This window comes from Longimicrobium sp. (assembly GCF_036399255.1).
GTDB lineage: Bacteria > Gemmatimonadota > Gemmatimonadetes > Longimicrobiales > Longimicrobiaceae > Longimicrobium.
This window is the reverse complement of record NZ_DASWNM010000111.1, coordinates 1-25,030: the sequence shown is the minus strand read 5'-3', so window position 1 is coordinate 25,030 and position 25,030 is coordinate 1. Positions and strand designations below refer to the sequence as shown.

At 70.5% G+C, this 25,030-nt stretch carries 24 protein-coding genes; 17 read left to right on the top strand and 7 right to left on the bottom strand.

All coding sequences use genetic code 11. The features are described from left to right. The 5 genes from VGC13_RS20835 to VGC13_RS20815 form a co-directional block, all read left to right on the top strand. Positions 1-325, top strand: a 325-nt coding sequence (locus tag VGC13_RS20835) for a hypothetical protein (protein ID WP_331127215.1), incomplete at its 5' end; no start/stop codon positions are given. A 493-nt stretch (positions 326-818) separates the two neighbouring features. Further along, complete coding sequence (locus tag VGC13_RS20830; protein WP_331127214.1) at positions 819-2,066, top strand: aminoacetone oxidase family FAD-binding enzyme; 1,248 nt, start codon at positions 819-821, stop codon at positions 2,064-2,066. An 80-nt stretch (positions 2,067-2,146) separates the two neighbouring features. Continuing rightward, positions 2,147-2,641: a thioesterase family protein gene (locus tag VGC13_RS20825; RefSeq protein ID WP_331127213.1), complete on the top strand. Its 495-nt coding sequence runs from the start codon at positions 2,147-2,149 to the stop codon at positions 2,639-2,641. 156 nt (positions 2,642-2,797) lie between these two features. After that, on the top strand, positions 2,798-3,136 hold the full coding sequence (locus VGC13_RS20820) for a twin-arginine translocase TatA/TatE family subunit (protein ID WP_331127212.1): 339 nt from the start codon (positions 2,798-2,800) through the stop codon (positions 3,134-3,136). Between the two features lie 606 nt (positions 3,137-3,742). Beyond that, on the top strand, positions 3,743-5,014 hold the full coding sequence (locus VGC13_RS20815) for a polysaccharide deacetylase family protein (protein ID WP_331127211.1): 1,272 nt from the start codon (positions 3,743-3,745) through the stop codon (positions 5,012-5,014). 127 nt (positions 5,015-5,141) lie between these two features. Here VGC13_RS20815 and VGC13_RS20810 read toward each other — a convergent pair whose 3' ends face one another. Further along, positions 5,142-5,327: a hypothetical protein gene (locus tag VGC13_RS20810; protein ID WP_331127210.1), complete on the bottom strand. Its 186-nt coding sequence runs from the start codon at positions 5,325-5,327 to the stop codon at positions 5,142-5,144. A gap of 208 nt (positions 5,328-5,535) precedes the next feature. Here VGC13_RS20810 and VGC13_RS20805 point away from each other — a divergent pair, with 208 nt between their 5' ends. Both VGC13_RS20805 and VGC13_RS20800 read left to right on the top strand, forming a co-directional pair. Beyond that, on the top strand, positions 5,536-6,165 hold the full coding sequence (locus tag VGC13_RS20805; protein ID WP_331127209.1) for a nucleotidyltransferase domain-containing protein: 630 nt from the start codon (positions 5,536-5,538) through the stop codon (positions 6,163-6,165). Positions 6,166-6,211: 46 nt separating this feature from the next. After that, on the top strand, positions 6,212-7,321 hold the full coding sequence (locus tag VGC13_RS20800) for an AI-2E family transporter (protein WP_331127208.1): 1,110 nt from the start codon (positions 6,212-6,214) through the stop codon (positions 7,319-7,321). A 510-nt stretch (positions 7,322-7,831) separates the two neighbouring features. Here the strand turns inward: VGC13_RS20800 and VGC13_RS20795 are convergent. Beyond that, positions 7,832-9,214: a cytochrome P450 gene (locus VGC13_RS20795; protein WP_331127207.1), complete on the bottom strand. Its 1,383-nt coding sequence runs from the start codon at positions 9,212-9,214 to the stop codon at positions 7,832-7,834. A gap of 407 nt (positions 9,215-9,621) precedes the next feature. Between VGC13_RS20795 and VGC13_RS20790 the strand changes: the two genes are divergently transcribed. From VGC13_RS20790 to VGC13_RS20760, 7 genes are all read left to right on the top strand, one after another. Continuing rightward, on the top strand, positions 9,622-11,727 hold the full coding sequence (locus tag VGC13_RS20790; RefSeq protein WP_331127206.1) for a S9 family peptidase: 2,106 nt from the start codon (positions 9,622-9,624) through the stop codon (positions 11,725-11,727). Between the two features lie 173 nt (positions 11,728-11,900). Further along, positions 11,901-12,443, top strand: a complete 543-nt coding sequence (locus VGC13_RS20785) for a DinB family protein (protein WP_331127205.1) — start codon at positions 11,901-11,903, stop codon at positions 12,441-12,443. Positions 12,444-12,456: 13 nt separating this feature from the next. After that, entirely contained in the window at positions 12,457-12,960 is a 504-nt protein-coding gene (locus VGC13_RS20780; RefSeq protein ID WP_331127204.1) for a DinB family protein, read from the top strand. A gap of 895 nt (positions 12,961-13,855) precedes the next feature. Next, positions 13,856-14,221, top strand: a complete 366-nt coding sequence (locus tag VGC13_RS20775; protein WP_331127203.1) for an S-adenosylmethionine decarboxylase — start codon at positions 13,856-13,858, stop codon at positions 14,219-14,221. Then, complete coding sequence (locus VGC13_RS20770; protein ID WP_331127202.1) at positions 14,218-16,128, top strand: DUF4178 domain-containing protein; 1,911 nt, start codon at positions 14,218-14,220, stop codon at positions 16,126-16,128. Before VGC13_RS20775 ends, VGC13_RS20770 begins: the two co-directional genes overlap by 4 nt. A 3-nt stretch (positions 16,129-16,131) precedes the next feature. Continuing rightward, positions 16,132-16,323, top strand: coding sequence for a hypothetical protein (locus tag VGC13_RS20765; RefSeq protein WP_331127201.1), 192 nt, complete (start codon positions 16,132-16,134; stop codon positions 16,321-16,323). 10 nt (positions 16,324-16,333) lie between these two features. Further along, positions 16,334-16,543 carry a DUF350 domain-containing protein gene (locus tag VGC13_RS20760; RefSeq protein ID WP_331127200.1) on the top strand — a complete coding sequence of 70 codons (210 nt, stop codon included), beginning with the start codon at positions 16,334-16,336 and terminating at the stop codon, positions 16,541-16,543. A 53-nt stretch (positions 16,544-16,596) separates the two neighbouring features. On the opposite strand, the gene VGC13_RS20755 is transcribed toward VGC13_RS20760, so the two are convergent. Then, the gene (locus VGC13_RS20755) at positions 16,597-17,418 is read right to left on the bottom strand and encodes a DUF2442 domain-containing protein (RefSeq protein ID WP_331127199.1); all 822 of its coding nucleotides are present in this window, start codon (positions 17,416-17,418) and stop codon (positions 16,597-16,599) included. 1 nt (position 17,419) lies between these two features. Beyond that, a complete protein-coding gene (locus VGC13_RS20750) occupies positions 17,420-17,704 on the bottom strand; it encodes a hypothetical protein (protein ID WP_331127198.1) in 285 nt (94 codons plus the stop codon). A gap of 125 nt (positions 17,705-17,829) precedes the next feature. Here VGC13_RS20750 and VGC13_RS20745 point away from each other — a divergent pair, with 125 nt between their 5' ends. Then, positions 17,830-19,323, top strand: coding sequence for a polyamine aminopropyltransferase (locus VGC13_RS20745; protein ID WP_331127197.1), 1,494 nt, complete (start codon positions 17,830-17,832; stop codon positions 19,321-19,323). Beyond that, complete coding sequence (locus VGC13_RS20740; protein ID WP_331127196.1) at positions 19,302-20,840, top strand: FAD-dependent oxidoreductase; 1,539 nt, start codon at positions 19,302-19,304, stop codon at positions 20,838-20,840. The genes VGC13_RS20745 and VGC13_RS20740 overlap by 22 nt, the downstream gene beginning before the upstream one ends. 202 nt (positions 20,841-21,042) lie before the next feature. Here the strand turns inward: VGC13_RS20740 and VGC13_RS20735 are convergent, their stop codons facing one another. From VGC13_RS20735 to VGC13_RS20725, 3 genes are all read right to left on the bottom strand, one after another. Continuing rightward, positions 21,043-21,519, bottom strand: coding sequence for a MarR family transcriptional regulator (locus VGC13_RS20735; RefSeq protein WP_331127195.1), 477 nt, complete (start codon positions 21,517-21,519; stop codon positions 21,043-21,045). 434 nt (positions 21,520-21,953) lie between these two features. Then, positions 21,954-22,439, bottom strand: coding sequence for a Smr/MutS family protein (locus tag VGC13_RS20730; RefSeq protein WP_331127194.1), 486 nt, complete (start codon positions 22,437-22,439; stop codon positions 21,954-21,956). 156 nt (positions 22,440-22,595) lie between these two features. Then, positions 22,596-22,886 (bottom strand): HU family DNA-binding protein, encoded by a 291-nt coding sequence (locus VGC13_RS20725; protein WP_331127193.1) that lies wholly within the window; start codon positions 22,884-22,886, stop codon positions 22,596-22,598. Positions 22,887-22,993: 107 nt separating this feature from the next. Between VGC13_RS20725 and VGC13_RS20720 the strand changes: the two genes are divergently transcribed. After that, a complete protein-coding gene (locus VGC13_RS20720; protein WP_331127192.1) occupies positions 22,994-24,355 on the top strand; it encodes a GAF domain-containing sensor histidine kinase in 1,362 nt (453 codons plus the stop codon). Positions 24,356-25,030: the final 675 nt, after the last annotated feature.

The window sequence follows — 25,030 nt, the reverse complement described above, 5'->3', positions numbered from 1 at the left end:
GCTTTCATTCGCATCCGGCCAGTTTCACCCGGCCGCCGCGTCAACCTCTTCCGTCATCGCCGCCCTCGTTCGTGGCAGCCCTTCAATCTATCACCCTCGACTCGCTTCGTCAAGGGGCGGCGGTGAGAAAGTTTTTCGCTTTCAGAACCGCCTCGTCGCTCTCAACGCCTTCAATCTAAACCACTTAGGCGTCCAGGTCAAGGGGCGGAATTCAAAACTTTCGCCTCTCGGCCAACCCGCCGCCGGTTCAGGCGACAGCCCTACAAGCTATCAGCCTTATCCAGCCCCGTCAACCCCGTCTCGCATCCTCGTGACCGCCGTGTGACGGCTTGGCTGCGAAGGGGCGCATAGTATAACGCGGGTTCCGTGACAGGTCAAGGGCCTCCGTCCGGGGATGTTGCCAGAGGGCGCGGCGCGAGGGGCGGGCGCCCCCTCCGGACTCGCATTACTCGCCCACCTCCCCCAAAACTGCTGGGGGAGGTTGGAGTGGGCAAAGGATGCAGGCTCGGCGACGGGAACCCGGATGAAGCAGGCAAACGCGTGAGGGATGCGCGCCCGCAGGGGCGAGACACCGGCGCGCCGTGCACGAGAACCGCGGGAAGGGAGGGAACCCTGGCGCGCCGGGGGCTCGACGCCGTTGGGCACAGTTGTATCGTGCCCTACGGCGCGCGCAGCCCGGCCCGGAGCGCAGCGGAGGGACACGCCCAAACCCGCCGTCCGCCCTTCGTCGTCACGAGGAACGGTTCTCGCCCGTAGCCGCGGACGGGACGGCGGAGTATCATCCCGCGAACTGCATCCCTATATAAAGACGAGAAGACGTGACGGACGCCGATCTGCCGATCGTGGTGGTGGGGGCCGGGGCCGCGGGGACCATGGCGGCGATCTTCGCGGCGCAGGGCGGCCGGCGCACGCTGCTGGTGGAGCGCACGCGCGACGGCGGCCGCAAGATCCTGATCAGCGGCGGCGGGCGGTGCAACGTGCTTCCCTCGCGCGTGGACGCGGGACAGTACTTTACGGAGTCGTCGCGCAACTCGATGAAGAAGATGCTGCTCTCCTGGCCCCTGGAGCAGCAGCGCCGCTTTTTCGAGGACGAGGTGGGGATCCGCCTGGTGCTGGAGGAGGAGAGCGGAAAGCTGTTCCCGGAGAGCAACAAGGCGCGCGACGTGCGCGACGGGCTGCTGGAGCTGGCGCGGCGGCGCGGGGCGGAGATGGTGTTCGACACCTACGTGGCGGGGCTGCGCCCCCCCGCCGGCGGCGAGCCGTGGAAGCTGCTGATCGACGGCGGGCGGGAAATCGCCGCGGCGGCGGTGATCATCGCCACGGGTGGCCTGTCGGTGCCGGCGACGGGGAGCGACGGGACGGGACTGCGCATGGTGCGGCAGCTGGGGCACTCGCTTCACGACACCTACGCGGCGCTCACCCCGCTGACGGCGGACCCGCCGGTGCACGGGCCGCTCGCGGGCGTGTCGCTGGAGGTGGGGCTGGAGGCGCCGCTGGCAAAGGGAAGCCTGCGCGCGGAGGGGGGATTCCTGTTCACCCACCGCGGCTACAGCGGGCCCTCGGTGCTGAACGTGAGCCACCTGGCCGTGCGCTCGGCGCGTGAGGGGGGAACGCGGCAGCCGGTGCTGGTCCAGTGGACGGGGATGGACGCGCGGGCGTGGGAGGCGCTGCTGCTGGAGGCCGGACCCGGCACGGTGGGATCGCTCGTGAGGCGCCAGCTGCCGCAGCGCCTGGCGGACACGCTGCTGGACGAGTGCGGCGTGGACCCGGAGCGCACGCGGTCGCAGCTGCGGCGCGACGAGCGGGCGCGGCTGGTGGAGGCGCTGGCCCGCTATCCCCTGCCCTGGACGGGCGACGAGGGGTACAAGAAGGCCGAGGTCACGGGCGGCGGCGTGCCGCTGGCGGAGGTGGACCCGCGCACGGGGGAAAGCCGCGTGGTGCCGGGGCTGTTCCTGTGCGGCGAGATCCTGGACTGCTTTGGGCCGATCGGGGGATACAACTTTTTCTGGGCGTGGGCGACGGGGCGGGCGGCGGGGCTGGGGGCGGGCGGTTTGGTGAAGGGGTGAAGGGGTGAAGGGGTGAAGGGGTGAAGGGGTGAAGGGGTGAAGGGGGACCGGGGTTTTCCAGAAAGAGATCCGAACGGCGAATGACGGACGTATCATCATCCGGCGCACCGCATTCCACGGAGTGGAGCGAGGCGGAGCGGCGGTTGCGGGCGGAGTTCCCGATGGTGGTGGAGTGGCCGGTGGCCTGGGCGGAGATGGACTACTTTCGCCACGTGAACCACGCGGTCTTCTTTACCTGGTTCGAGGGCGCGCGGATCGCGTACCTGGAGCGCATCGGGTTTCGCGAGCTGACGGCGGAGCAGCAGGTGGGGCCCATCCTGGGCTCGACACAGGCGCGGTACCGGCGGCCGGTGTTCTATCCCGACACGGTGGTGATCGGCGCGCGGGTCACGGAGGTGGGCCCGGACCGCTTTACGCAGGAGTACCGCATCGTGAGCCGCGCGCAGGGCGAGGTGGCGGCGGAAGGCGGCGGCACGCTGGTGGCGTACGACTACGCGGCGGGACGCAAGGTGCCCCTCCCGGAGCGGGTGCGCGACGCCATCCGGGCGCTGGAAGCGTCGGTGCGGGCGGGGTAACAACGCCGCCCCGCGCGCGTCCGGGGACGCTGGAACGGGCGTAAGGCACTGCCCGACAAGAAGTTCCGGTTTGGATGAAAGTGCCGGGGCACGGTTGTCGCAGAGAGGGTTTCCGGTTATCTTCCGTGCACTTCGGCACGCCCTGCCAGGCAGCCCATGCCTCCAGGCCCGTCCGGGTGCCGAATTCCAGGTGCTTTTCACGCGGGCTGCCGCTCTCTTTCAAGCGAGGTAACGATGGGTCTCGGTCTTGGTCCTTTCGAGCTTGTACTGATCTTCTTCGTCATGCTGCTTCTGTTCGGCGCCAAGCGGCTGCCGGAGCTGGCGAACGGAATGGGGAAGGGCATTCGTGACTTCAAGCGCGCCCTGAACGGGGTGGACGAGCAGTCCATCCAGGCCAACGCCCAGCAGAACTACCTGCAGCAGCCGGCCGTGCCGGCGCTGGGCGCCTCGGCTGACGCCGTGGCGGTGGAAGGCGAGCCCCGGCGCCTGTCGTAAGCGCGCACGCGGCTCGGCACGAGCGGCCCCCGGCATCACGCCGGGGGCCGCTTGTCGTCGGGGGTGCGATGGCTCGGCAAGGCACCGGAAGGGTGCAGGGCTCGGGGACTGCAATGGCTCCGGCTCCCGGCTCCAAGGGCAAATGAATTCGCTGCAACAACCACACGAAGGCCGCCTTCGCGGACTGGAAGTATGGTGGTCAGGCGAGTGACTGCCACGTAGATGGTTGGGGTTTGCACGGAGTCTGCTGCCTCATCACCTCCTTCAGGGGTTGGGGAAGGTGGAGGTGTGATGCGAGTACGGACGGGGCGGCCCGCGGCCCTGCCGAAGCCTCGTCACCGCCGGGACACGGTCTAGCCCGTTACAATCGTGCAATGCGCCGATGCACCCTCCCCGGGTGCGGAAGACGGCGGACGCAGATCCAACCCGATCCACATCAACCCGTTACACGGTTCGCTCCCGCTGGAACACCCGTTGCCCCTGGTGGCGCCGGGACGCCGCCGCACGTCCGGAGGCCTCGTCACGCACCGGCGCACCGGCGCAGCGTCCCACCCCACCCGTCCACCTCCCGCTCCGGAGCACCGCTCCATGGGTGTGCTTTTCTCCATGCGACATCGCGGGGCCGGCGAGGCGGCGGCGCGCGCGCGGTCCATCGTCTCCCGGTTCGGCGTTACGGCCGCCCCCATGGAAGACCGGCTGCGGCGCTTCGACGAGCTTACGGCGCAGTTCGGTGTTCGGCCGTCGTGGGCCATCACGGCGTGCGTCCTGGACCGCAACCGCAACGCCATCGTCCGCTTTGCCGAGCGCGGGGTGGAGTTCGCCATCCACGGCCTGGTGCACGACGACCACAGCCGGCGCTCGCTGGACGAGCAGCGCACCAGCATTGGCCGGGCGGCGGAGCTGTTCCGGTCCGCGGGGGTGCCGTTTCGCGGCTTTCGCTGCCCCTACCTGCGCGGCAACGCGGCCACGGACCAGGTGGTGCGCGACCTGGGGCTGCTGTACCACAACACCCAGCCGGTGGTCTTCGACACGGCGGCGGCGCTGGACGCGCACGCGGAAGAGACGTTTCGCCGCACGCTCCAAAGCGTGTACGGCGGCGCGGTGGGCTCGGAGCGCCTGGCGGTGCGTCCGGCGCTGCGGGGCGGCGTCATCCACATCCCCGTGGCGCTGCCGGACGACGCCATCATGGTGGAGCGGCTGCGGCTGAGCGAGGCGCAGCAGACGGCGGTGTGGCTGGCCACGCTGGACGCCACCTGGAAGGCCGGCGAGCTGTTTACCGTGCAGCTGCACCCGGAGCGCACGGACGAGTGCGCCGCCGCGCTGGCCGCCACACTCTCCGAGGCGCGGGCGCGGCGGCCGGCGGTGTGGATCGCCACGCTGGAGCGCATCGCGGAGTGGTGGCGGCGGCGGGCGCGCACGCGGCTGGAGGTAATGCCGCTGGAGGACGGCCGCTACCGGGTGCGGATGGACGGCGACCCGGCGGCCACGCTGCTGGTACGCGGGCTGCCGGGGGTGGACGCGCTTCCCTGGGTGGGCGCGGACCGGGTGGCGCGCGCGCCGGAGCTGGCGCTGGCGGCGGCGCGCAAGCCGGTGGTGGGCGTGTCGCCGCGGACGCCGCCATCGGTGCTGGCGCTTCTGGCGGAGGAGGGCTTTCCGGCGGAGCGCGGCGAGGAGCCGGCGCGGTTCGGCGCCTGGGTGGACGTGGACGCGTCCGTGGACGAGAAGCGGGTCCTGGAGATCGTGGATGCGTCGGACGGGCCGCTGGTGCGCCTGGGACGCTGGCCGGCCGGCGCCCGCAGCGCCCTCTCGGTGACGGGCGACATCGACTGCATGACGCTTCAGGACTTTGCCCTGCGCCTGTGGGAAACGCGGCGATAGCGAGGCCGCACGCGGTGCCGATGGGCTGGGTGACGCGCTGCAGGTGGATACAGGGAGCCCGGCGATCGATCGTGATCGCCGGGCTCCAAACTTCACTGGGCATCGAAGTACACAATCGCCAGCGCGATCAACCTGCCGCGACCAGACGAAGCAAGAACGCCAGCCAGCGCGGCCTGCGGCGCACGGGACGAAACGGCGCCATGTCACGCCGCGTCGGAATCGACACACCGGCACGGGCGAGGATCTCGTCTCGCCTCGGAAGCGGATCATCGGCTGGACCGAGCCGCTCCTGCACCTCTTCGAGCTTCTGCACCATGCCTGTCCGCCGGAAGAGCGAATCCGTTGTGCTCCAGAACCTAGTCGTCCGGAGCGTCCGCTGTCAATTGTCCTATCCGTTCACCTCGGCTCGGATTACCGAGGCGCAAAGGCGGGCTGACGCGCATCCGGCAGGATGCTCTATCAGGTTCGTTGCCCAGCCGGATTGTGTGTGCTATTTTTTGGCACAGCAAGAGACAAGGGAGATGATGAACGGACGTGCATCGACGGGCAAATCTTCGTTGGCGGCGCTGTTTCCTTCGATGGCGATGGCGCGGCTCGTAATTTTCTTCGCCGTTCACCCCGGCTCACGTTATCATGTGCGGGAGCTGGGCCGGCTCACGGAGCTTTCCAGCGCCTCACTGCAGCACGAGCTTCGGCGCCTGACGCAGATCGGGGCGCTGCGGCGGGAGGATGAGGACACCCGGGCCTACTATCAGGCAGACGAGTCACACCCGGTGTGGCGCGCATGGTTCCTCCTGCTGCGGGCGAGTGCGCATCCCGTCGACATTGTGCGTGAGGCGCTGGTGGATGCGTCCGGGCTGGAAGGTGCGTTTGTCTTTGGATCGTCGGTTCGTGGAGATCCAAGACCGGACAGCGACATCGACGTGTTTCTGATCGGCAGCGAGCAGGCACGCACCGACGCCGGATATCGGCTGGTGGAGGCCGAACTGCTGGTCGGACGGGATGTGGACGTGATCGGCTACGACAAGGACCAGCTCGCCGCGCGAATCCAATCGGACAATCCTTTCGTCCGGCGAGTTATCTCCGAACCGAGAGAATGGGTCCGCGGCGGCCCCGATCTCCTCATTTTCCCCGTACCGAGCGCCGCGTAACCGTGTGCCACCTGCAGCGTCCATACACCAAGACAGGAACATCCCCATGAATCTGGCGAAGCGCGGTCCCCTGCCCTGGCTGCTGGGCGGGGCGTGCGTGGTGATCGTGGTGGCGGGGCTGCGGGCGGCGTCGGGGATCCTGAACCCCATGCTGATGGCCGGCTTTCTGGCGCTGCTGTTTCAGCCGCTGACGCGCCGGTTGCGGCGCTGGGGGGTGGCCGGCGGGCTGGCGGTGACGCTGGTGGTGCTGGCGGTGGTGCTGGCGGGGCTGCTGCTGGTGGCGTTCGTGGGCGTGTCCCTGCGCCAGCTGGCGCTGCAGATGCCGCAGTACGGCGAGCGGCTGAGCGGCGTGGTGGCGGACGTGTCCGGACGGCTGGCCAAGGAGGGGATCGACGCGGGGGCGTACCTGGAGGGCGCGCTGCGGGGTCCTGAGGTGGGCAGGTTCGTGCTGAACGCGTCGGGCTCCATCGCCAGCGGGCTCAGCAACCTGGCGCTCACCTTCTTCATCTTCGCCTTCATGCTGGGCGGCATGTGGGAGCTGGAGCGCCGGGCCTCCACCCGCTCGCGCGACCACAGCCCGCTGGCGGCGCGGTTCCTGGGCTTTTCGGAAACCATCCGCGGCTACATGGGGGTGCGGGCGGTGCTGGGGCTGATTGCGGCGGTGCTGGATTACGTGCTGCTGGAGGCGCTGGGGGTGGACTACGCGCTGCTGTGGGGCGTGCTCTCGTTCCTCCTCAGCTTCGTCCCCAACATCGGCTTTACGCTGTCGCTGATCCCGCCCACGCTGCTGGCGCTGGTGGAGAAGGGATGGCCCGAGGCGCTGATCGTCTTTGTGGGATACCAGGTGATCAACAACGTGATCGACAACGTCATCGGGCCGCGCTTCGTGGGGCGCGAGATGAAGATCTCGGCGCTGTTGAGCTTTCTGTCGGTGATCTTCTGGGCGTGGGTGCTGGGCGCCACGGGCGCCATTCTGGCGGTGCCGCTGACGGTGCTCATCCGCGACCTGGCGTTTGGCCCGGCGGACCCGCCCGACATCGGCACGCCGCAGACGGTGACCAACTCGACGGTGCCAATGCCGCAGCACCCGCCCGAGCCGGCGCTGGGCGAGACGGAGCCGCCTCCGCCCCCGAGCGAATCCCCGCCCGCCACGTAGGCCGTGGCGGAGGAACAGCGGGTGCGGGACGCGCGGCAGGCGCGGACGTGGCCGGGATCAGGCTTCTTCAGAAAGATTGCGCGGTGTTGTGCACCGCTCACCGCGATTGACTGCAGACTCCGAGTCCAGCGCCCACCCCGATCTGTCATTCCGAGGGAGCGCACACCCGGTACCTTGCCGCAACCACGGGACCCGGTGCGCGACCGAGGAATCTACTCTCCGTTTCCTCGTGGCCTGCGGCGCCGCCCCGGAACCGGCCCTGTCTGGCTGTTTCGATGCCGCGACGGTCGCGCGGGCTGCCGCGTCCGCCCTCGCCCGAGCCGAAGGTAGATTCCTCGGCCCTGCAACCCGCGGCGTGAGCGGCCGAGTGCAGCTTGGCCGGGCCTCGGAATGACAGTCCCTGCTTCTTCAGCAGGGTGCGTGGAGCACCGCTGGATTCAGGAAGTCACTTCTGTGTGTGATGCAGGTGTGTGAAAGCCCCGCCGGCGGGCGGGGCTTTCGTTCATCCGCTCAGGCGGGGACGGCGGCGGGCGACGGGGTGCGGCGGCGGATGCGCATCCGCACGCCGTTGCGCGGGCGCAGGGTGAAGGTGGCGTCAGGCACCACCTCGTGGCCGGGCACGGACTCCAGCTCGAAGCGCTGCGCCAGAGTGGCCAGCACCACCTGCGCCTCCATGAGCGCAAAGCTGCTGCCGATGCACTGCCGCGCGCCCCCGCCGAACGGGTAGTACGCGAACGGCGGGAACGTCCCCGGGCCGGCGCCCACGAACCGTTCGGGGACGAACGCATCGGGGCGATCCCACAGGTCCGGACGGCGATGCGTGACCCACTGGCTCACCATCACGATGTTGCGCGCGGGGATGCGGTAGCCGCCGATCTCGTCCTCCTCCACCGACTCGCGCGGCTGGCCCCATGCCGGCGGGTACAGCCGCAGCGTCTCGTCGAACACCGCGCGGGTGTACGGCAGGCGCGGCAGGTCTTCCACGCCGGGCGTGCGGCCGCCGAGCACCGCATCCAGCTCCTCGCGCAGCTTCGCGGCGGCGCCGGGATTGCCGGACAGCAGGTGCCACGTCCAGCTGAGCGACGCCGCGGCCGTCTCGTGCCCGGCGATCATCAGCGTGAGCGCTTCGTGGCGCACCTGCCGGTCGTCCATCCGCGCGCCGGTCTCGGCGTCCCGCGCATCCAGCAGCATCTGCAGCAGGTCCGGCCGCTCCTGGCCCGACCGGCGGCGCTCGGCGATCATGTCGTCCACCGTGCGGTGCACCACGTCGCGCGCGGCGGCAAAGCGGCGGTTCTCGCGGGTGGGCAGCCAGGCGGGCGGGGCAAACGGCATCGTCATCCGCATGCTGACGTGCTGAAATGCGGTGCGGATGGCGGTTCCCAGCACGTTGGCCTCGCCGCTGAGGTCGTGCGAGAACAGCGTGGTGCCCACGATGCGCAGCGTAAGCCGCAGCATCTCTTCGCCCACCTCGACCACGGCGCCCTCCGCCGCAAGCCGGTCCCAGCGCTCCGCCGCGAGCTCCGCGGCCTGGGCCATCTGCGCGACGAGGCCGGCGAGGCGCTGGCGGTGGAAGGCGGGCTGCATGAGGCGGCGGTTCTGCAGCCAGGTGTCGCCCTCGGCGGCCAGGATGCCGTTGCCGGCCAGCATGCGCACGGGCGCGTTGAAGCGGTCCGGCTTGCGGTAGTTCTTGCCGCGCGTCTTGAGTACGTGCTCCACGCCCGCGGGGTGCGTGACCAGGTACCAGTTGATGCCCGGAATGCCGCGCAGCCGCACCACGTCGCCCAGCGTGCGCTGGGCGCGCGTGTACAGCGCCAGCGGGTCGGCGACCGCCTCGGGGCCCGAGCCGAACAGGAAGCCGCCCGGCATCAGCGGCGGCAGAGAAAGCTTGCTCACGGGAGTCGATCCCTTCGCGTAAGACGGTGATCGATGGAACCACGGTCCAGCGCCCGCAAGCAAGCCTGCCGCGAGCCCGCGCACAATGGGGAATCTGCCCCATGCGAGTCCGGCATCGCGCCGCCGCGCCGGTGGATTGCAACCGGAGGCACCCCGGCGGCTTCCAATCCGCAGTGTCGATGGACGACGTGCCGTCTGCCTGCGGGAGCGAATGATGCGATTGCGATTCTAATCCGGCAACGTGCCATACGCCCGCTGGAGCGAATGAATTCGCCGCTGGAAAATCGCAAAGTCCGCCTGCGCGGACTCGGCGGCCCGGACGTGTGCGGCGTCCCGAGCACCGGCGCGTCCGCAGCCGGGCGAGTCAGTCGATCACCCAGCCCCTACGCCATCCTCCAGACCTACTGATGCGTTCGATGATCATCCATCACCCGGCACCGCTCAGACGCCGCGGCTTTACCCTGCGCCCGCGCGCCGCGCACGGCGTCTGGCTGACGCTGGCGCTCGTCCTGGCTCCCACGGCAGCCGGTGCGCAGGAGCCGGACATCGAGGCGCGGCTGGCGCGCGCGGAGGCCTACCATGAGGCGCTACGGACGCTGCCGGGTGGGCGGGTGAGCGCGAGGTGGGTGCCCGGCACGGAGGCGTTCGTCTACCGCGCGCAGGCCGGTCCGCACGCGGGGCAGTGGATGCGGGTGGATGCGATCACCGGCACCGCGGCGCCGGTCGCGCAGGAAAACCTGCCGCCCCAGCCCGCGCCGCCGGGGCTGTCGCGGATGGACCGCCGCGGCGACACGCTCCGCATCCTGCGCGTGGACGGCGGAGAAGCCGCGCGGCTGGTGGATGCGCCAGACGCCGGCTGGCAGGTGAGTCCGCAGGGGTGGCATCCGGACGGCCGCTGGCTGGCCGTGCTCCGCGCCGACGCCGCGGGCGTGCACAGGGTGCCGGTCATCGACTACGCGCAGCCGCTGGAGCGCGTGGAGCCGGTGGAGTATCCCAAGTCCGGCACGCCGCTGCCGGTGCCGACCCTCCACGTCGTCGACGCAGGGTCGCGGGGAATGCGGCAGGCGCAGCTGGACGTGCGCGATGCGTACGCCTTGATCGCCGGGTGGCGCGGGGAGCCGGCGGAGGCGCTGGTGATCCGGATGACGCGCACCGGCAAGCAACTGGAGCTGCTGGCGGTCGATCCGCGGGACGGACGCAGCCGGCTGCTGGTCCGGGATGAGCGCCCGGAGACGTCGGTCGCCGCGCTGGACTTTGCCACGGGCGGGTGGACGAACCAGGTGACGGTGCTGCCGGACGGTTCCGGCTTTCTCTGGTTCTCGGAGCGCGACGGATGGCGGCACCTGTACCGCTACGGGTGGGACGGCGCCGCGCCGCGGCAGCTGACCCGCGGCGCGTTCCCGGTGCACAGCGTGGTGCGGGTGGATTCCGCGTCGGGGCAGATCCACGTCATCGCCTCGGCGGACGCGGCGCGGCCGTACGACCAGCACCTGTACGTGCTCCCCGCGAACGGCGGCGCGCTCCGCCCCCTGACGCGGGAGCCCGGGATTCACGACGTGCAGTTTTCCCCCAGCGGCCGCGCGTTCCTGGACGTGCACTCCAGCATCGACCGGCCCTACGCCACCGACCTGCGCCGCGCGGACGGATCGACCGTCGCGCGTCTGGAGACGGCGGACACCTCCCGCATCGCCGCGCTGGGCCACCGTCCGCCCGAGGCCTTTCGCGCAAAGGCGGCGGATGGAAGGACAGAGATCCATGGCGTCATCTACACGCCGGCGGACTTCAGCCCGGCGCGCCGGTATCCCGTGGTGGACTACATCTACGGCGGCCCCTGGCTTTCCGCCGTACAGAAGGAGTACGCGCCCACCATCTCCATGCAGCGCATCGCCGCGTCGCTGGCGCAGATGGGGCTGGTGGTGGTGATGGTGGACGCGCGGGGCACGCCGGGGCGCGACAAGGCGTTCCAGGACGCCACGTACGGCCGCGTGGGGCAGATGGAGATCGCCGACCACGTGGCCGCGCTGCGCCAGGCGGCGGAGGGGCGCCCGTGGATGGACCTGTCGCGCGCCGGCATCGCGGGCCACTCGTGGGGCGGATACTTCGCGCTGCGGGGGATGCTGACCGCGCCGGAGTTCTTTCGCGCGGGGTACGCCGGGGCGCCGGGGGACCTGGTGGAGCTGGCCGTCATCAACGAGCCGCACATGGGGATGCCGGCGGAGAACCCCGAGGGATACGCGCGCGGCTCCAACCTTCCGCTGGCGGCCAGCCTGGCCGGGCCGCTCAAGATCATGCACGGCACCAGCGACGTAAACGCGCCGTTCGGCAGCACCATGCGGATGATCAGCGCGCTCATCGCCGCGGACCGGCGCTTCGACCTGCTGGTGATCCCCAACGCGCCGCACAACCCGGCGGACCCGGCCGGCCGGTACTACCGGCAGGACCTGCGGCGGTTCATGGCTGCGGAACTGCAGGGAATAGGGAACAGGGAACAGGGAACAGGGAACAGGGAATAGGGAATAGGGAATAGGGAATAGGGGACAGGGGACAGCCTGCAAGGGCTCACGTTTCGTGGGACGGGGACGTGCGTAGAGCGGACGCCCGTTCGCTATCCCTCGCGGCGCTCGTCGTGTATCGTGTGCGGGATGGTTCGATCTAACCGATCCCGCACCCGAACCGATCCTGCCCGATGATTCCGAGACCCGACGCATCCGAGCACCTGCCGTACTACAGCAAGTACGTCGACCGCGTCCCCGACGGTGACCTGCTGCAGATGCTGGGCGAACAGCTGGACGAGACGCTGGCGCTGGTCGGCGGGCTGGACGAGGCGCAGGGCGGCCACCGCTACGCACCCGGCAAGTGGAGCATCCGCGAGTCGCTGAACCACGTCATCGACGCCGAGCGCATCTTTGCCTACCGCGCGCTCCGCATCTCGCGCGGAGACCAGACGCCGCTGGAAAGCTTCGACGAGAACGCCTACGCCGAGGCCGCCGGCGCCGATGCGCGCACCTTGGCGGACCTGGCGGACGAGCTGCGGCACGTGCGGATGGCCAACCTGGCCCTGTTCCAGAGCCTGAACGACGAGGCGCTGGCCCGCCGCGGCACCGCCAGCGGCGGAACGGTGTCCGTGCGCGCGCTGGCGTGGATCATCGCCGGGCACGAGCGGCACCACGTGGCGCTGCTCCGCGAGCGGTACCTGCCCGGCCTGACCTCCGCCACCGCAGCCGCCTGACTGGGGACGAGGGATGGAGATCACCACGATCGAGCCGTTCCTGGACTACTACGCGCGCATCCGCCAGCGGACGCGGCGCGTGGTGGCCTGCATCCCTCCCGAGCGGCTGGAGTGGGCGCCGCGCGACGGCGCCTGGAGCCTGGGCGACGTGGTGCGGCACCTGGGCGCCATCGAACGGTGGATGTTCGCCGAGAACGTGTCCGGCCTCCCCAGCCGCTACCCCGGCCACGGCCGCGAGCTGGCGGATGGATATGACGAGGTGCTGGCGTACTTCGACCGGATGCACGCCGAGTCGATGGATCTGTTCGCCGCGCTGACGCCCGAGGCGCTGCAGGCGCGCTGCACCACGCCCGGCGGCGCGTCCATGCCCGCGTGGAAATGGCTGCGGGCCATGGTGGAGCACGAGATCCACCACCGTGGCCAGATCTACCTGATGCTGGGGATGATCGGCGTCCCCACCCCTCCGCTCTACGGCCTGACCTCGGAAGAGGTGAAGGAGCGCAGTGTGGTGGGATGATGTAGTGCATCTGTCATCCTGAGAGCGTGTTGCTAGACCCCCAACCTCACAAAGAAGCGATGACTTCCTGAGGGAGCGCACCACGTGTAACCCGATTCCACACAACCGCCTGCGCGCGACCGAAGGACCTGCTCTCCGGCGAGGCGGGGCCGGCTCCATGCCGCGGGACCCGCCCCCCGGTTTGTGCCAGCGAGGTCCTTCGGTCGGCGCCAGGGTGCAGTGTGCAAGCGAGTTAGGGGTGGCGCCTCCCTCAGGGAGTCAATCACGCCGGGAGCTTTGGCAACACCTTCTGAGGCCCGGCCACACCGAATCATCCCCTCGCGCCGCGGGCTACAGGGCCGAAGAATCTACCCTCCGCCTGCTGAAGGCCGGCTGCGGCAGCCCGCGCCACCGCCGCGGCCACCCAACCGTCGGATAGAGCCCACCGGCAGACGCGCGCGCATGCCCACGGCCTCACGTCCGGATCGGTCTACCCGTCCGCCGGACCACGGCACGGCGGCAGGCCACGAGGCGCGGACGGTAGATTCCTCAGTCGGCGCCGGAGCACCCGGTGGGGACGGTTCCGTGCGGCGCCTCCTTCGGAATGACAGATCCCGTTGGCGCCATGGGGAGGATCTACTGATGCTGTGGATGATCGGCGTTCCACACCTCTACGCCGCGGGCTGATGTCTGAAGAAGCCGTTCCGCTTTGGCCGAACGTGGCGGACCATCGCTCCCGCCGCGCCATCCGCTCCGGCGTGGCGTCTTGTCCGGCCGCCCTGCCCGCTCTATTCTCCCCGCTCCGCACCCGCCCGCGCGAAACCCCGCCGCGCGCCGGCCGTACTGTCGCGGCACGCGGTGAAGGGCGCCGCGTCACCGTTCCGGCATCCACCAGACTCCCCACTTCCCTCATCCGATGCACGGTCGTGAATGGCTGGTCGAGGCGCACGGGTGCGACCCCGCCGCGCTTGCGGACGTGGACACGCTGCGGCGGCTGTTCGACCGGGTGGTGCGGGAGCTGGCGCTGCACCCGGTAGCGCCCGCGCAGTGGCACCGCTTTCCCGGACCCGGCGGCGTGACCGGCCTGTGCATGCTGGCCGAGTCGCACCTGGCCTGCCACACCTTTCCCGAGCACGGCTCCATCTGCCTGAACCTGTTCTGCTGCCGCCCGCGGCCGGAGTGGGACTGGGAGGGTGAGCTGCGCGCGCTGCTGGGCGCCGCCGAAGTCACCGTGCGCGCCGTGGAGCGCCCCTACGCCGCCGTCCCCGCGCTGGCCGGATGACCGCGCCCGTCGCCAATTGCCCCAGCTGCGGCGCCGAGGTCCGCTTTCAGTGGGCCGGGGCCGTGCAGACGGTGTGCACCCACTGCGGCTCCGTCCTGCTGCGGCGCGGCGTGGACCTGCAGAACGTCGGCCGCGTCTCTGATCCGCCGCCCGCCACCTCGCGCATCCAGCTGGGCACCCGCGGCGTGTACGACGGCACCGCCTTCCGGGTCGTAGGGCGCATTGCGTACGAGTACGAGCGGGGCTTCTGGAGCGAGTGGCACCTGGGGTTTGCGGACGGCCGCAGCGGCTGGCTTTCCGACGCGCAGGACGAGTACGCCGTCAGCTTTCTGGCCCCGCCCGCCGGCCCCGTTCCACCCCCCGAAGCCTTGCCGCCGGGGGAGCGGGTCGTGCTGGGCAACACGTGGTACACCGTCTCCACGCGCACCCGGGCACGCTACGCGGGGGTGGAGGGCGAGCTGCCCTTCGAGTACTGGGACCATGCGGAGGTGCCGTTCACGGACCTTGTCGGTCCGGACGACACGTTCGCCACGCTGGACTACAGCGAGAACCCGCCGCTGGTGTTCGTGGGCGAGTACGTGTCGTTCCCGGCGCTCGCGCTGCGGGACCTGCGCGCCTCGAAGGATCAGCGCACGGCGGGCGCGGACGCGCTCAACTGCCCCAACTGCGGCGGGACCGTTACCATCCGCCTGCCCGGCGAGACGGTGAACGCCGTCTGCCAGTACTGCCAGTCTGTGCTGGATGCCAGCTCGCCCAGGCTGCAGGTGCTGCAGCGCTTCGAGGACCGCGTCGCCGTCCGGCCGCTCATCCCCCTGGGATCCACCGGGCGGATGCACGGGGCGGAGTGGACGGTGCTGGGCTTTCAGCAGCGCGGCATCCGGGTGGAGGGCGTGAGCTACTCGTGGCGCGAGTACCTGCTGCACGCCCCGGAGCGCGGCTTTCGCTACCTGACGGAGTACGCCGGGCACTGGAACGACGTGGTGCCGCTCAAGGAAGCGCCGCAGGTGACCGGCAGCGGGCGGCAGGCCCGCGCGAAGCACCGGGGCGCGTGGTTCCAGCACTTTCAGCGCGCCAGCGCCGAGACGTCGTTCGTGCTGGGCGAGTTTCCCTGGCAGGTGCGCGTGGGCGACCGCGCGCAAAGCGACGACTACGTCCACCCACCCCTCCTGCTTTCGCGCGAGCAGACGCACGACGAGGTGTCCTGGTCGCTGGGCGAGTACGTGCCGCCGCAGCGCATCTGGGAAGCGTTCCGGCTGCCGGGGATTCCGCCCGAGCCGCGCGGCGTGTTCGCCAACCAGCCGTCGCCGCACGCCGGCGTCATCACGCCGCTGTGGTACGCATGCCTGGCGTTCGCCGCCGCGCTACTGGTGCTGCTGCTGGTGAGCGCGCAGTCCACCCGCCAGGTGTACGCCGGGAATGGCACCGTCGCCGCCACCGACTCGGCGGGGCGCAACGTCCTGGTCACCGAGCCGTTCACCATCACCGGGCGCCCGTCGCGGCTGCGGGTAGAGGTGGAGACCGACGTGAGCAACGCGTACGCGTACTTCGACATGACGCTGGTGGACGAGGGAACCGGGCGCACCCGCGACTTCGACGCCGAGACCTCGTACTATTACGGCTACGACGACGGGTCGCGCTGGTCCGAGGGGTCGCCCCGCGACGGGGTGAGCGTTCCGCGCGTGGCGCCCGGGCGCTACCGGCTGGTGGTGGCCCCGCAGGCGTCGACGGACGTACGCTACTCCATCCGCGCCGTCCACGGCGGACCCGCGATGTCGCTGTACCTGCTGGGGCTGCTGGCGCTGCTGGTGCCCCCGGTGGTGCGGGGGCTGATGGGGGCCACGTTCGAGCATAGCCGGTGGATGGAGAGCGACTACGCACCCGTCGCCGACGACGACGAGGACGAGTGAGCCATGCGCCAGATACGGTGGTACCTGATCTTTGGAACGGCGGTGCTCGCTCTGGTGAGCCTGGCCGACTACCGCGGATGGGCGCCGTTCAGCAACGCCCGCGAGGGGCAGCCCGCCCCCCGCTCGGTGCGCGACAACCCCGGCGCGTACCGCGTGCACTACACCGGGTCCGGCCGCTACGTCGGGGGCAAGTGAGGAGGGGACGATGAACGACCTGTTGGGCAACCTGGGCGCGGCGGCCATCTACGCGCTGCTGGGGATCGTGCTGTTCGCGCTGGCGTTCGTCGCCATCGAGCGCATGACGCCCGGCACGCTGTGGCGCGAGCTCATCGACGAACACAACACGGCGCTGGCCATCGTGGTGGGGGCCATGGCGATCGGCGTCTCCATCATCATCGCCGCCGCCATCTGGTAGCCGGCCGGCGCGAATCCAAACGCCTGCTCACGGCTGGCGCAGAAGGAGCGCGGTCACGGCGCGTCGAAATCCGAGACGGCGTCCAGGTACGCCTCGGGGGAAAGCCCGTGCGCGGCGGCCAGCGCCTGGATGGCCTCGTCGCCCGGCACGTAGCCGTTCTCGATGCGGCGCAGGTGCCGCGCGGACAGCCCCGGCACCCCCGACTGGTTGATCCCGCGGCGCTGGCGAAGCGCGCGCACCGCCGCGCCGAACCCCTGGTCGTGGGCGCGCTTCACGGCCTCGGCGCGCGCGCGGCGGCGCGGATCGGCCGCCATGCGCACGTCGTCCAGCGTCAGGTGCACGTCGCCGCCGGGCCAGTGCAGAAAGATGCCGTCCGGCTCAACCTCGAAGCGCGGCCGCTCCGCGACGGGGATGCGGCGAAGCGCCGGATACGCGTCGAAGCCGGTCTCGATCTCGTCGAACGCGCAGGTGACCACCACCAGCCGGTCGCCCAGCACGCCCGCGGTGGCGATGGTCTCGTGCTGCACGCCCAGGGACCACGCGCGCAGCACGCGGCCGGGCAGCTCGTCGTCGTGGTGCACCAGCAGGTTGCGGAGCGTGCGCAGGCCGGCGCGCTTGAGCAGGTACGGCACCCATTCCGGCTCCACGTCGCTGCGCACCAGCAGCGCCTGCAGGCGGTTGTGCCGGTTTGCCTCGGTAATGCAGGGCGCCAGCGCGTCCAGCCGGGTGGCCGGCGTAAACACGAACAGCTTTCGCGCGGCCGCGGCCTCGTCCGCGTCGCACGCGTCCAGCATCCGGATGCCCGCGTGCGCAGGCAGCAGCGGGCCGCGCAGGTCTTCGCCCAGCAGGACGGTGAGCGTGTTCAGCGATACCATCTCAGTCTCTCCGGTCGGGGCACACCTTTGCGTTCCACTCGCGCAGCAGCCGTCGTTTGTGCTTCATCACCTGTTCCAGCAGCGCGGCCTGCTCCGCGGGCCCGAACGCGCCTCGCATCTGGAGCTTGTACTCCCAGTTGAGCCCGCGCTTGCGGCCGGTGCGCAAAAAGAAGATGCGCACCACGTACTCCCCCCGGCGATAAGCCTCGAAGTGCTGCGGATAGTGATCCGAGGCCGGAAAGTAGCACTTGAAGCCGGGAACATGGAACGCATCCACCTCTCCCATGATCGTTCACCCGGACACGTGGTGAGGACATTCACCCGTTCGATATCGAAAGATATAATGTCCGGTCGCATCCCCACAAGTCCCCGTCTCCGTCCGGTCGCCCGCGGGCACGCAAGGGGGTGCGCGTGAACGCCGCACTGTTCGTCACCGTGCTGCTGATCGCGGCGTGCGGCTTGGTGTACGAATTGGTGGCCGGCGCGCTGGCCAGCTACCTGCTGGGCGACAGCGTGCTGCAGTTTTCCACCGTGATCGGCACCTACCTCTTCGCCATGGGGGTGGGGAGCTGGCTGTCGCGGTGGGTGCACCGCGGGCTGGCCGCGCGCTTCGTCACCGTGGAGCTGATGGTGGCGGTGGTGGGCGGGTTTTCGTCCACGCTGCTGTTCCTGGCGTTCGCGTTCACGGACGCCTTTCAGCTCCTGCTCTACACACTGGTGTTCATCATCGGCGCGCTGGTGGGGCTGGAGATTCCCCTGCTGATGCGGCTGCTGCGCGACCGGGGAGAGTTCAAGGACGTGGTGGCCAACGTCCTGACCTTCGACTACCTGGGCGCGCTGGGGGCCTCGCTGCTCTTTCCCCTGGTGCTGGTGCCGCGGCTGGGAATGGTGCGCTCGGCGCTGCTGTTCGGCATCATCAACGCGCTGGTGGCGCTGTGGTCCATCCACCTGTTCCGCGAGGTGATTCCCCGGCGCCGCGGTCTGGTGGTGTCGTGCGCCGCCGTGCTGATTGCGCTGGCGGCGGGCTTCGCGGGGGCGGAGCGCATCACGCGCACGGCCGAGACCAGCCTGTACGCCGACCCCGTGGTCCTTACGCGCAACTCGCCGTACCAGCGCATCGTGCTCACCGCCTGGCACGACGACCTGCGGCTGTTTCTGAACGGCCACCTGCAGTTCAGCTCGCGCGACGAGTACCGCTACCACGAGGCGCTGGTGCACCCGGGCCTGGCCGCGCTCCCCGGCGCCCGGCGCGTGCTGGTGCTGGGCGGCGGCGACGGGCTGGCCGTGCGCGAGATCCTGCGCTATCCCGGGGTGCAGGTGACGCTGGTGGACCTGGACCCCGAGATGACGCGCCTGTTCAGCACGCACCGCGAACTGGTGCGGCTGAACGGGGGCGCCCTGTCCTCGCCGCGGGTGCGCGTGGTGAACCAGGACGCCTTCCGCTGGCTGGACGAGACCCGCGAAAGCTTCGACTTCGTGGTGGTGGACCTTCCCGACCCCTCCAACTACGGGGTGGGAAAGCTGTACACCACCGCGTTCTACCGCCTGCTCTCGCACCACGTGAACCGGGGCGGGATGGTGGTGGTGCAGAGCACGTCGCCCCTGTTCGCCCGCTCGGCGTTCTGGAGCATCGACACCACCCTGCGCGAGGCGGGGCTGCGCACCTGGCCCTACCACCTGTACGTCCCCTCCTTTGGCGAGTGGGGCTTCGTGCTGGCGGGGCGGGACGAGTACACGGCGCCGGACCGGCTGCCGGGCGGCCTGCGCTACCTTACGCCCGGCACGGTGCCCTCGCTGTTCGAGTTTCCCGCCGACATGCGCCCGGTGCCGGTGCGGGCCAACCGCCTGGACGACCAGGTCCTGGTGCGCTACTACAGCGAAGAGTGGGAACGGATCACCCGCTAGGGATCTCGCGCCGGGCGTTCGTCGCCGCGGTGGCCGCGGCGCCGTTCGTGGCGTGCGGGCGCAAGACGGAGCGTCGGATCGACGGCGGCTTCGTGGACGACGGCGGCGCGCGCGGCCACCGCCTGCGCGACCGCGCGCCCGCCGGCCCCCCGCGCCGCACGGAGCGCGTGCCGCTGGTGATCGTGGGCGGGGGGATCGCCGGGCTCTCCGCCGCGTGGCGGCTGCAGCGGAGAGGGCACACGGGCTTCGTGCTGCTGGAGCTGGAGGACGAGGCCGGCGGCAACGCGCGCTCCGGACGCAACGACGTGGGGGCCTACCCCTGGGCCGCGCACTACGTCCCCGTCCCCGACGCGCGCGCCGTTCACGTGCGCGAGCTGTTCCAGGACCTGGGCGTGCTCCGCGACGGCGTGTGGGACGCGCGGATGCTGGTTTCGCAGCCCCGGGAGCGGATCTTTCGCTGGGGCCGGTGGCACGAGGGCTTCGAGGCGGCGCTGGTGCGCACCCCCGCCGACCGCGACGAGTTCCGCCGCTTTGGCGACGAGGTGGCGGGGATGCGCGCCACCGGCCAGTTCACCATCCCCTCGGCGCGGGGCGCGCGGCCCTCGCTGCTGGACGGGGTGTCGATGGCGCGGTGGATGGACGACCGCGGGTACCGGTCGCCCGAGCTGCGCTGGTACGTGGACTACGCCTGCCGCGACGACTACGGCGCCTCGCTCGCCGGCACCTCGGCGTGGGCCGGCATCCACTACTTCGCCGCGCGGGCGCCGGACGACGAAAGCCCCGGCCCGCTCACCTGGGCCGAAGGGAACGGGTGGATTACCCGGCGCCTGCTGGAGCGCGTGGGCGCGCACGTCCGCACCGGCGCCCCCGTGCGGCGGGTGGAGCGCGCCGGCAGCGGCTTGCGCGTGCTGGCGGGCGACACCGAGTACCTCACGGAAGCCGTGGTCTGGGCCGCGCCGTCGTTCCTGGCGCCGTACGTGGTGGAGGGGGCGCCCGCGGTGCGCTTCGACTACTCCCCCTGGCTCACGGCCAACCTCACGCTGGAGCGCTGGCCCGCCGAGCACGGCTTTGAGCCGGCGTGGGACAACGTGATCCACGGCTCCCCGTCGCTGGGGTACGTGACGGCCACCCACCAGACGCACGCGTTTCGCGCCGGGCGCACCGTGTGGACGTACTACCACGCGCTCTCCGGCCATCCGCCGGCCCAGGCGCGCGCCCTGCTCCTGCGCCGCGGCTGGGCGGAGTGGAAGGAGGCGATCCTGGCGGACCTGGAGGCGGCGCACCCCGACATCCGCCAGTGCGTCTCGCGTGTGGACGTGATGCGGATGGGGCACGCCATGGTGCGCCCCACTCCCGGCTTTCTTTCCGATCCCGCCCGCCAGGCGCTGGCCCGCTCCCCCGGCCCCGTCTTCTACGCCCACTCCGACGTGAGCGGCCTGTCGCTCTTCGAAGAAGCGCAGGACCGCGGCATCGCCGCCGCCGACCGCGCGCTCGCGTGGCTGGGCCGCCCCGCCTGATCGTAACCTGGGCGCCCATTCTCCGCCAAGTGCGGACGATCACTGTCATCCTGAGGAAGGCGCCGCCCCGAGCCGCCCGGAGCGCGCAGCAGCCCTGTGCGCCGACCGAAGAATCTCCTTCGGAAACGGGGGCTCTCGCGCCAGACCCGGCCACGACACCGCTTGCCGATAGTCGGGCTCCTATTGGGATTCCAGATCAGCCCTACGCGGCCGGCGCGCCGTCCCGCGCCTCCTCCAGCAGCTCGACCAGCATCCGCATCCGCTCCAGCGGCATGTGGGCCAGCATGGCCCGGTGCATCTCGTCCATCGACGTGTCCAGCGGATCGATGAGCGCGCGCCCGCCTTCGGAGATGCGCGTCCAGACCACCCGCCGGTCCTGGCTGCACCGGCGGCGTTCCACCAGTCCGCGCTTTTCCAGCCGGTCTACCAGCCGGGTGATGTCGGGGTCGCGGCTGATCATCCGCCCGCCGATGTCGCTGGCCGTCAGCCCGTCGTCGCCCGCGCCGCGCAGGATGCGGAGCACGTTGTACTGGGCCGGCGTCAGGTCGTGGCCGCGCAGCAGCTCCGCCAGCGGCTGCGAAAGCGCGTTGGCCGTGCGCTGCAGGTTGAGGTAGACCTCTTCCTCCACGCTCCCCACCGGCTTGTTCTGCCTGATCTCCGCCTGAATCCGTCCCGCCATGCCTTTTCCTCCACATCGGTACGCAGGAACGATAATCCTCGAAACGATCATCTTCAAGCAATGCGGCCGGGTCCCTCACCCGCTCGCTCAGGCTCGCGCCCTCTCCCGCTAGCGAGAGGGTATAAACGACGTGCACGCAACCGGTTGGTTTTCAAGCACTGGAGCGCGACGCATCCTCCGCAATCACACTCCGGGGTGTCGGTGACATAGCCCCGCGCAGTTTGCGGGGCTTCCCGCCTTTCCAGCCGCGGGTTCACCCGCCCGGGATCAAACCCACCCGGCAACACTTCAACCTCGACCGCCCCACTCACCCACTCACCCACTCACCCACTCACCCCCTTCACCCCTTCACCCGTTCACCCGCTCACCCGTTCACCCCGCCACCCGCCATTATTGCGCACCCGCCCCTCCCCCGGTAACCTTCGCCCGGCGCGTCAGCCTTCCGCGCCTTCCTCGTCCAGGATGCGGCGGATCTCGGCCTCGAGCAGCGCGGGGGTGGGGGCGATCCCCAGGTCCCAGAGCGCCTCTTCGGCGCGGAGGCGCAAGGCGGGTGGGGCTTCGCGCAGCAGGCGGGGCTCGGGGGCGGCGCGGGGAGCGGTGTCGGGCGGCGGGCTGCGCAGCTCGATCTGAAAGCTGCCGCCGAAGTTGGCGGACTCCCAGCGCACCACCAGCGTTCCCTTGAGCAGCGCCAGCAGGTGCTCGATCTCGTTGCGGACCACGGGAATGCCCTGCGAGTGCAGCCCGCGGCCCGTCACGATCATCACCGTGCGCACGCGCTCGGCCTGGCGGTCGCGCAGCCACTGCTCCGCGCGACGCCGCGCCTCGTCGCCGGTAAGGCCGTGCAGGTCAAGCACGGGGTGCACCCGGCCCCACGCCTCGCGCGAGGCGGCCTGGTCGGCGGGTGGCTTTCGTTTGCGCATGGGGCGTGGGGTCGGGAGCGTCGGTCGAGTCCGGGCCGCGTGAACTGCACGAACTTCGCCCGCGGGACGGCGGGGCACAAAGCCGGGGAGCCACGATCCCTGTGCAGGACCGTGGCTCCCCGGAAACCGCGTGAAAGACGTGCGGAACGTCCCGGCTCAGGAGCCGCCCAGGGCGTCCTTGAGGCGCTTGCCGATGCGGAAGGCGGCGCTGGTGGACGCGGCGATGTTGATTTCCTTGCCGGTCCGTGGATTGCGGCCCTTGCGCGCCTCGCGCTTCTTGGTCTCGAAGCTGCCAAACCCCGTGATCTGCACCTTGTCACCGCCCCGCAGCGCCTCCGCGATGATCCCGTTCTCCACGGAGAACAGCGCGTCGACGGCCTTGGTGGCTTCGGCGCGGCTGAGATCGGCGCGGCTGGCCAGCTGCTGAACCAGTTCGGACTTGTTCACGAAGGGTCTCCTGTTGTAGAGGGGTGTGATGTGGAGCAAAACCCAAACGGCGGCGCCGTTCGCACCGTAGAGTAGGTGCACCCCCCGCACTCGTCAAGAGAGTTGCCGTGCACGAAAGTCCAGTAGATACGCCAGTTCCCGCCCACGAGACCGCCGTCCGCGAGCTCCGGGCCGCCCGCGAGATCGCCCACGCCTTCCTTACCGCCCGCTCCCCGGACGAGGTGTATCGCCTTGCGCTGGAACGAGTTGCGCCCGTCGTGGGGGCCGCGTTCGGGTGCGTGTACCTGCGTGAGAGCGACGACGTTCTGCGCCTGGTGGCGGCCTGGAACTGGCCCGGGGAGTACCGCGAATTCCTTGGTGAAATGCGGGTGCGCGTGGGCCTCGGTCCCACCGGCCGCGCCGTGGCGGAAAGCCGTTTCATCGAGGTTTACGACATTTTTTCCGATCCCTCGCTGGCCGACTGGCGCGACGCCGCCCACGAGCTGGGATTCGCGTCCACCGTTTCGCTTCCCATCGTCCTTTCCGACCACCCCGAGGGCGCGCTCACCTTCTACTTTCGCAGCACCGAGAGGCTGGACGAGGCCGACCGCTCGCTGCTGCGGCTGGTGGCCGACCAGCTTTCCGCCACGGCCGAGAAGGCGCACCTGATCGAGGACCTGCAGCGCGCCAACGTGCAGCTGCGCGAGCAGAACGTGGAGCTGGAGGCGCGCTTCCTGGAGGCGGAGGAGGCGCGGCGGCTGAAGAACGAGTTCCTGGCCAACGTGTCGCACGAGCTGCGCACGCCGCTCACGGCCATCATGGGCTTTACCTACCTGCTGCGCGAAGGGCACGAGGGCGCCCTGACCGACCAGCAGCGGCAGAGCCTGGAAAAGGTCGACGCCGCCGCCACGGAGCTGATGGGGCTGATCGACGACCTGCTGAGCCTGGCCAACCTGCAGCTGGGCCGTCTGGACGTGCGCCCCGAGACGTGCGACGCCGTGGCGCTGGCCCGCGCGGCCATGGGCGGCATCCACGACCCGTCCCCCGGCGTGGAGGTGCGCACGCTGGCCCCCGACGCCGCGGTGCCGGTGCGCACCGATCCCAGCCAGGTCATCCGCATCCTTCGCAACCTGGTGAGCAACGCCTACAAGTTCACGCCGGCGGGGCGGGTCACGGTGCGCGTCCGGGTGAGCAGCGGCTCGCCCTGGACGCCCGAGGCGCGCGCGGGCGGCGACGCGCGGCACTCGGTGGTGTGGGAGGTGGAGGATACGGGGATCGGGATCGAGGAGCGCGACCTGGACGCCATCTTCGACCCTTTTCGCCAGGTGGACGGCTCCGCCACGCGGCGGTACGGCGGCACGGGGATGGGCCTGGCCCTTTCGCGCCAGCTCGCCCGCCGCCTGGGCGGCGACGTTTCCGTGCGCTCCCGGCCCGGCGTCGGCTCTACGTTCACGCTTTCGCTGCCGGCGGGGTTTCTGGTGGCGGTTTGAACAGCAGGGAATAGGGAATAGGGAATAGGGAATAGCGGGATGGGTGTGGAAGGTTGCGCGCGTGAATATGTCATTCCGAGGCCCGCCCACACCGGACCGTCCCTTCGCTCCAAGGGTTGCAGGGCCGAGGAATCCAGCCGCCGCCTGCTGGAGATCCGACGCGGCAGCCCGCACTGCCGCCGCGGCCACGACATGGCCCGACGGAGCTTACCGGCCGCGCCACGGAACGGCGGGGAATCGCGCACTCCATCCGCCAGCGCCAGCTCAGTCCCGGTACACAACCCCGCCGCGCCCAGATGAGCGGATAAATCCGCTGCTGGGAAAGCGACAAGCCCCGTCTCGGCTCGCTGACGCTCGCCGAACGGGGCTTCACCTGCTCGTGATCCGTGAGCCACGCACAACCCGCTGGCCGCGAGAGCGAGTAAACTCGCCGCAACCACTGCGGAAAGCCTCGCAAACCGCGCGAGACTTCAACGGCACACCGGAACATACGTACGGCGCACACCCGTCGGCGAAGGCCGACATCGCGTTGTCCCAGCCGCGAATTCATTCGCCTGGGCCGTGCCCGCGGGAGCGAGTGAACTCGCCGCTCGCCGCAACCACTGGTGAAGCCTCGCAAACTGCGCGAGGCTTCACCAGTACCCCGGAACATACGTACGGCGCAGATTCGTCGGC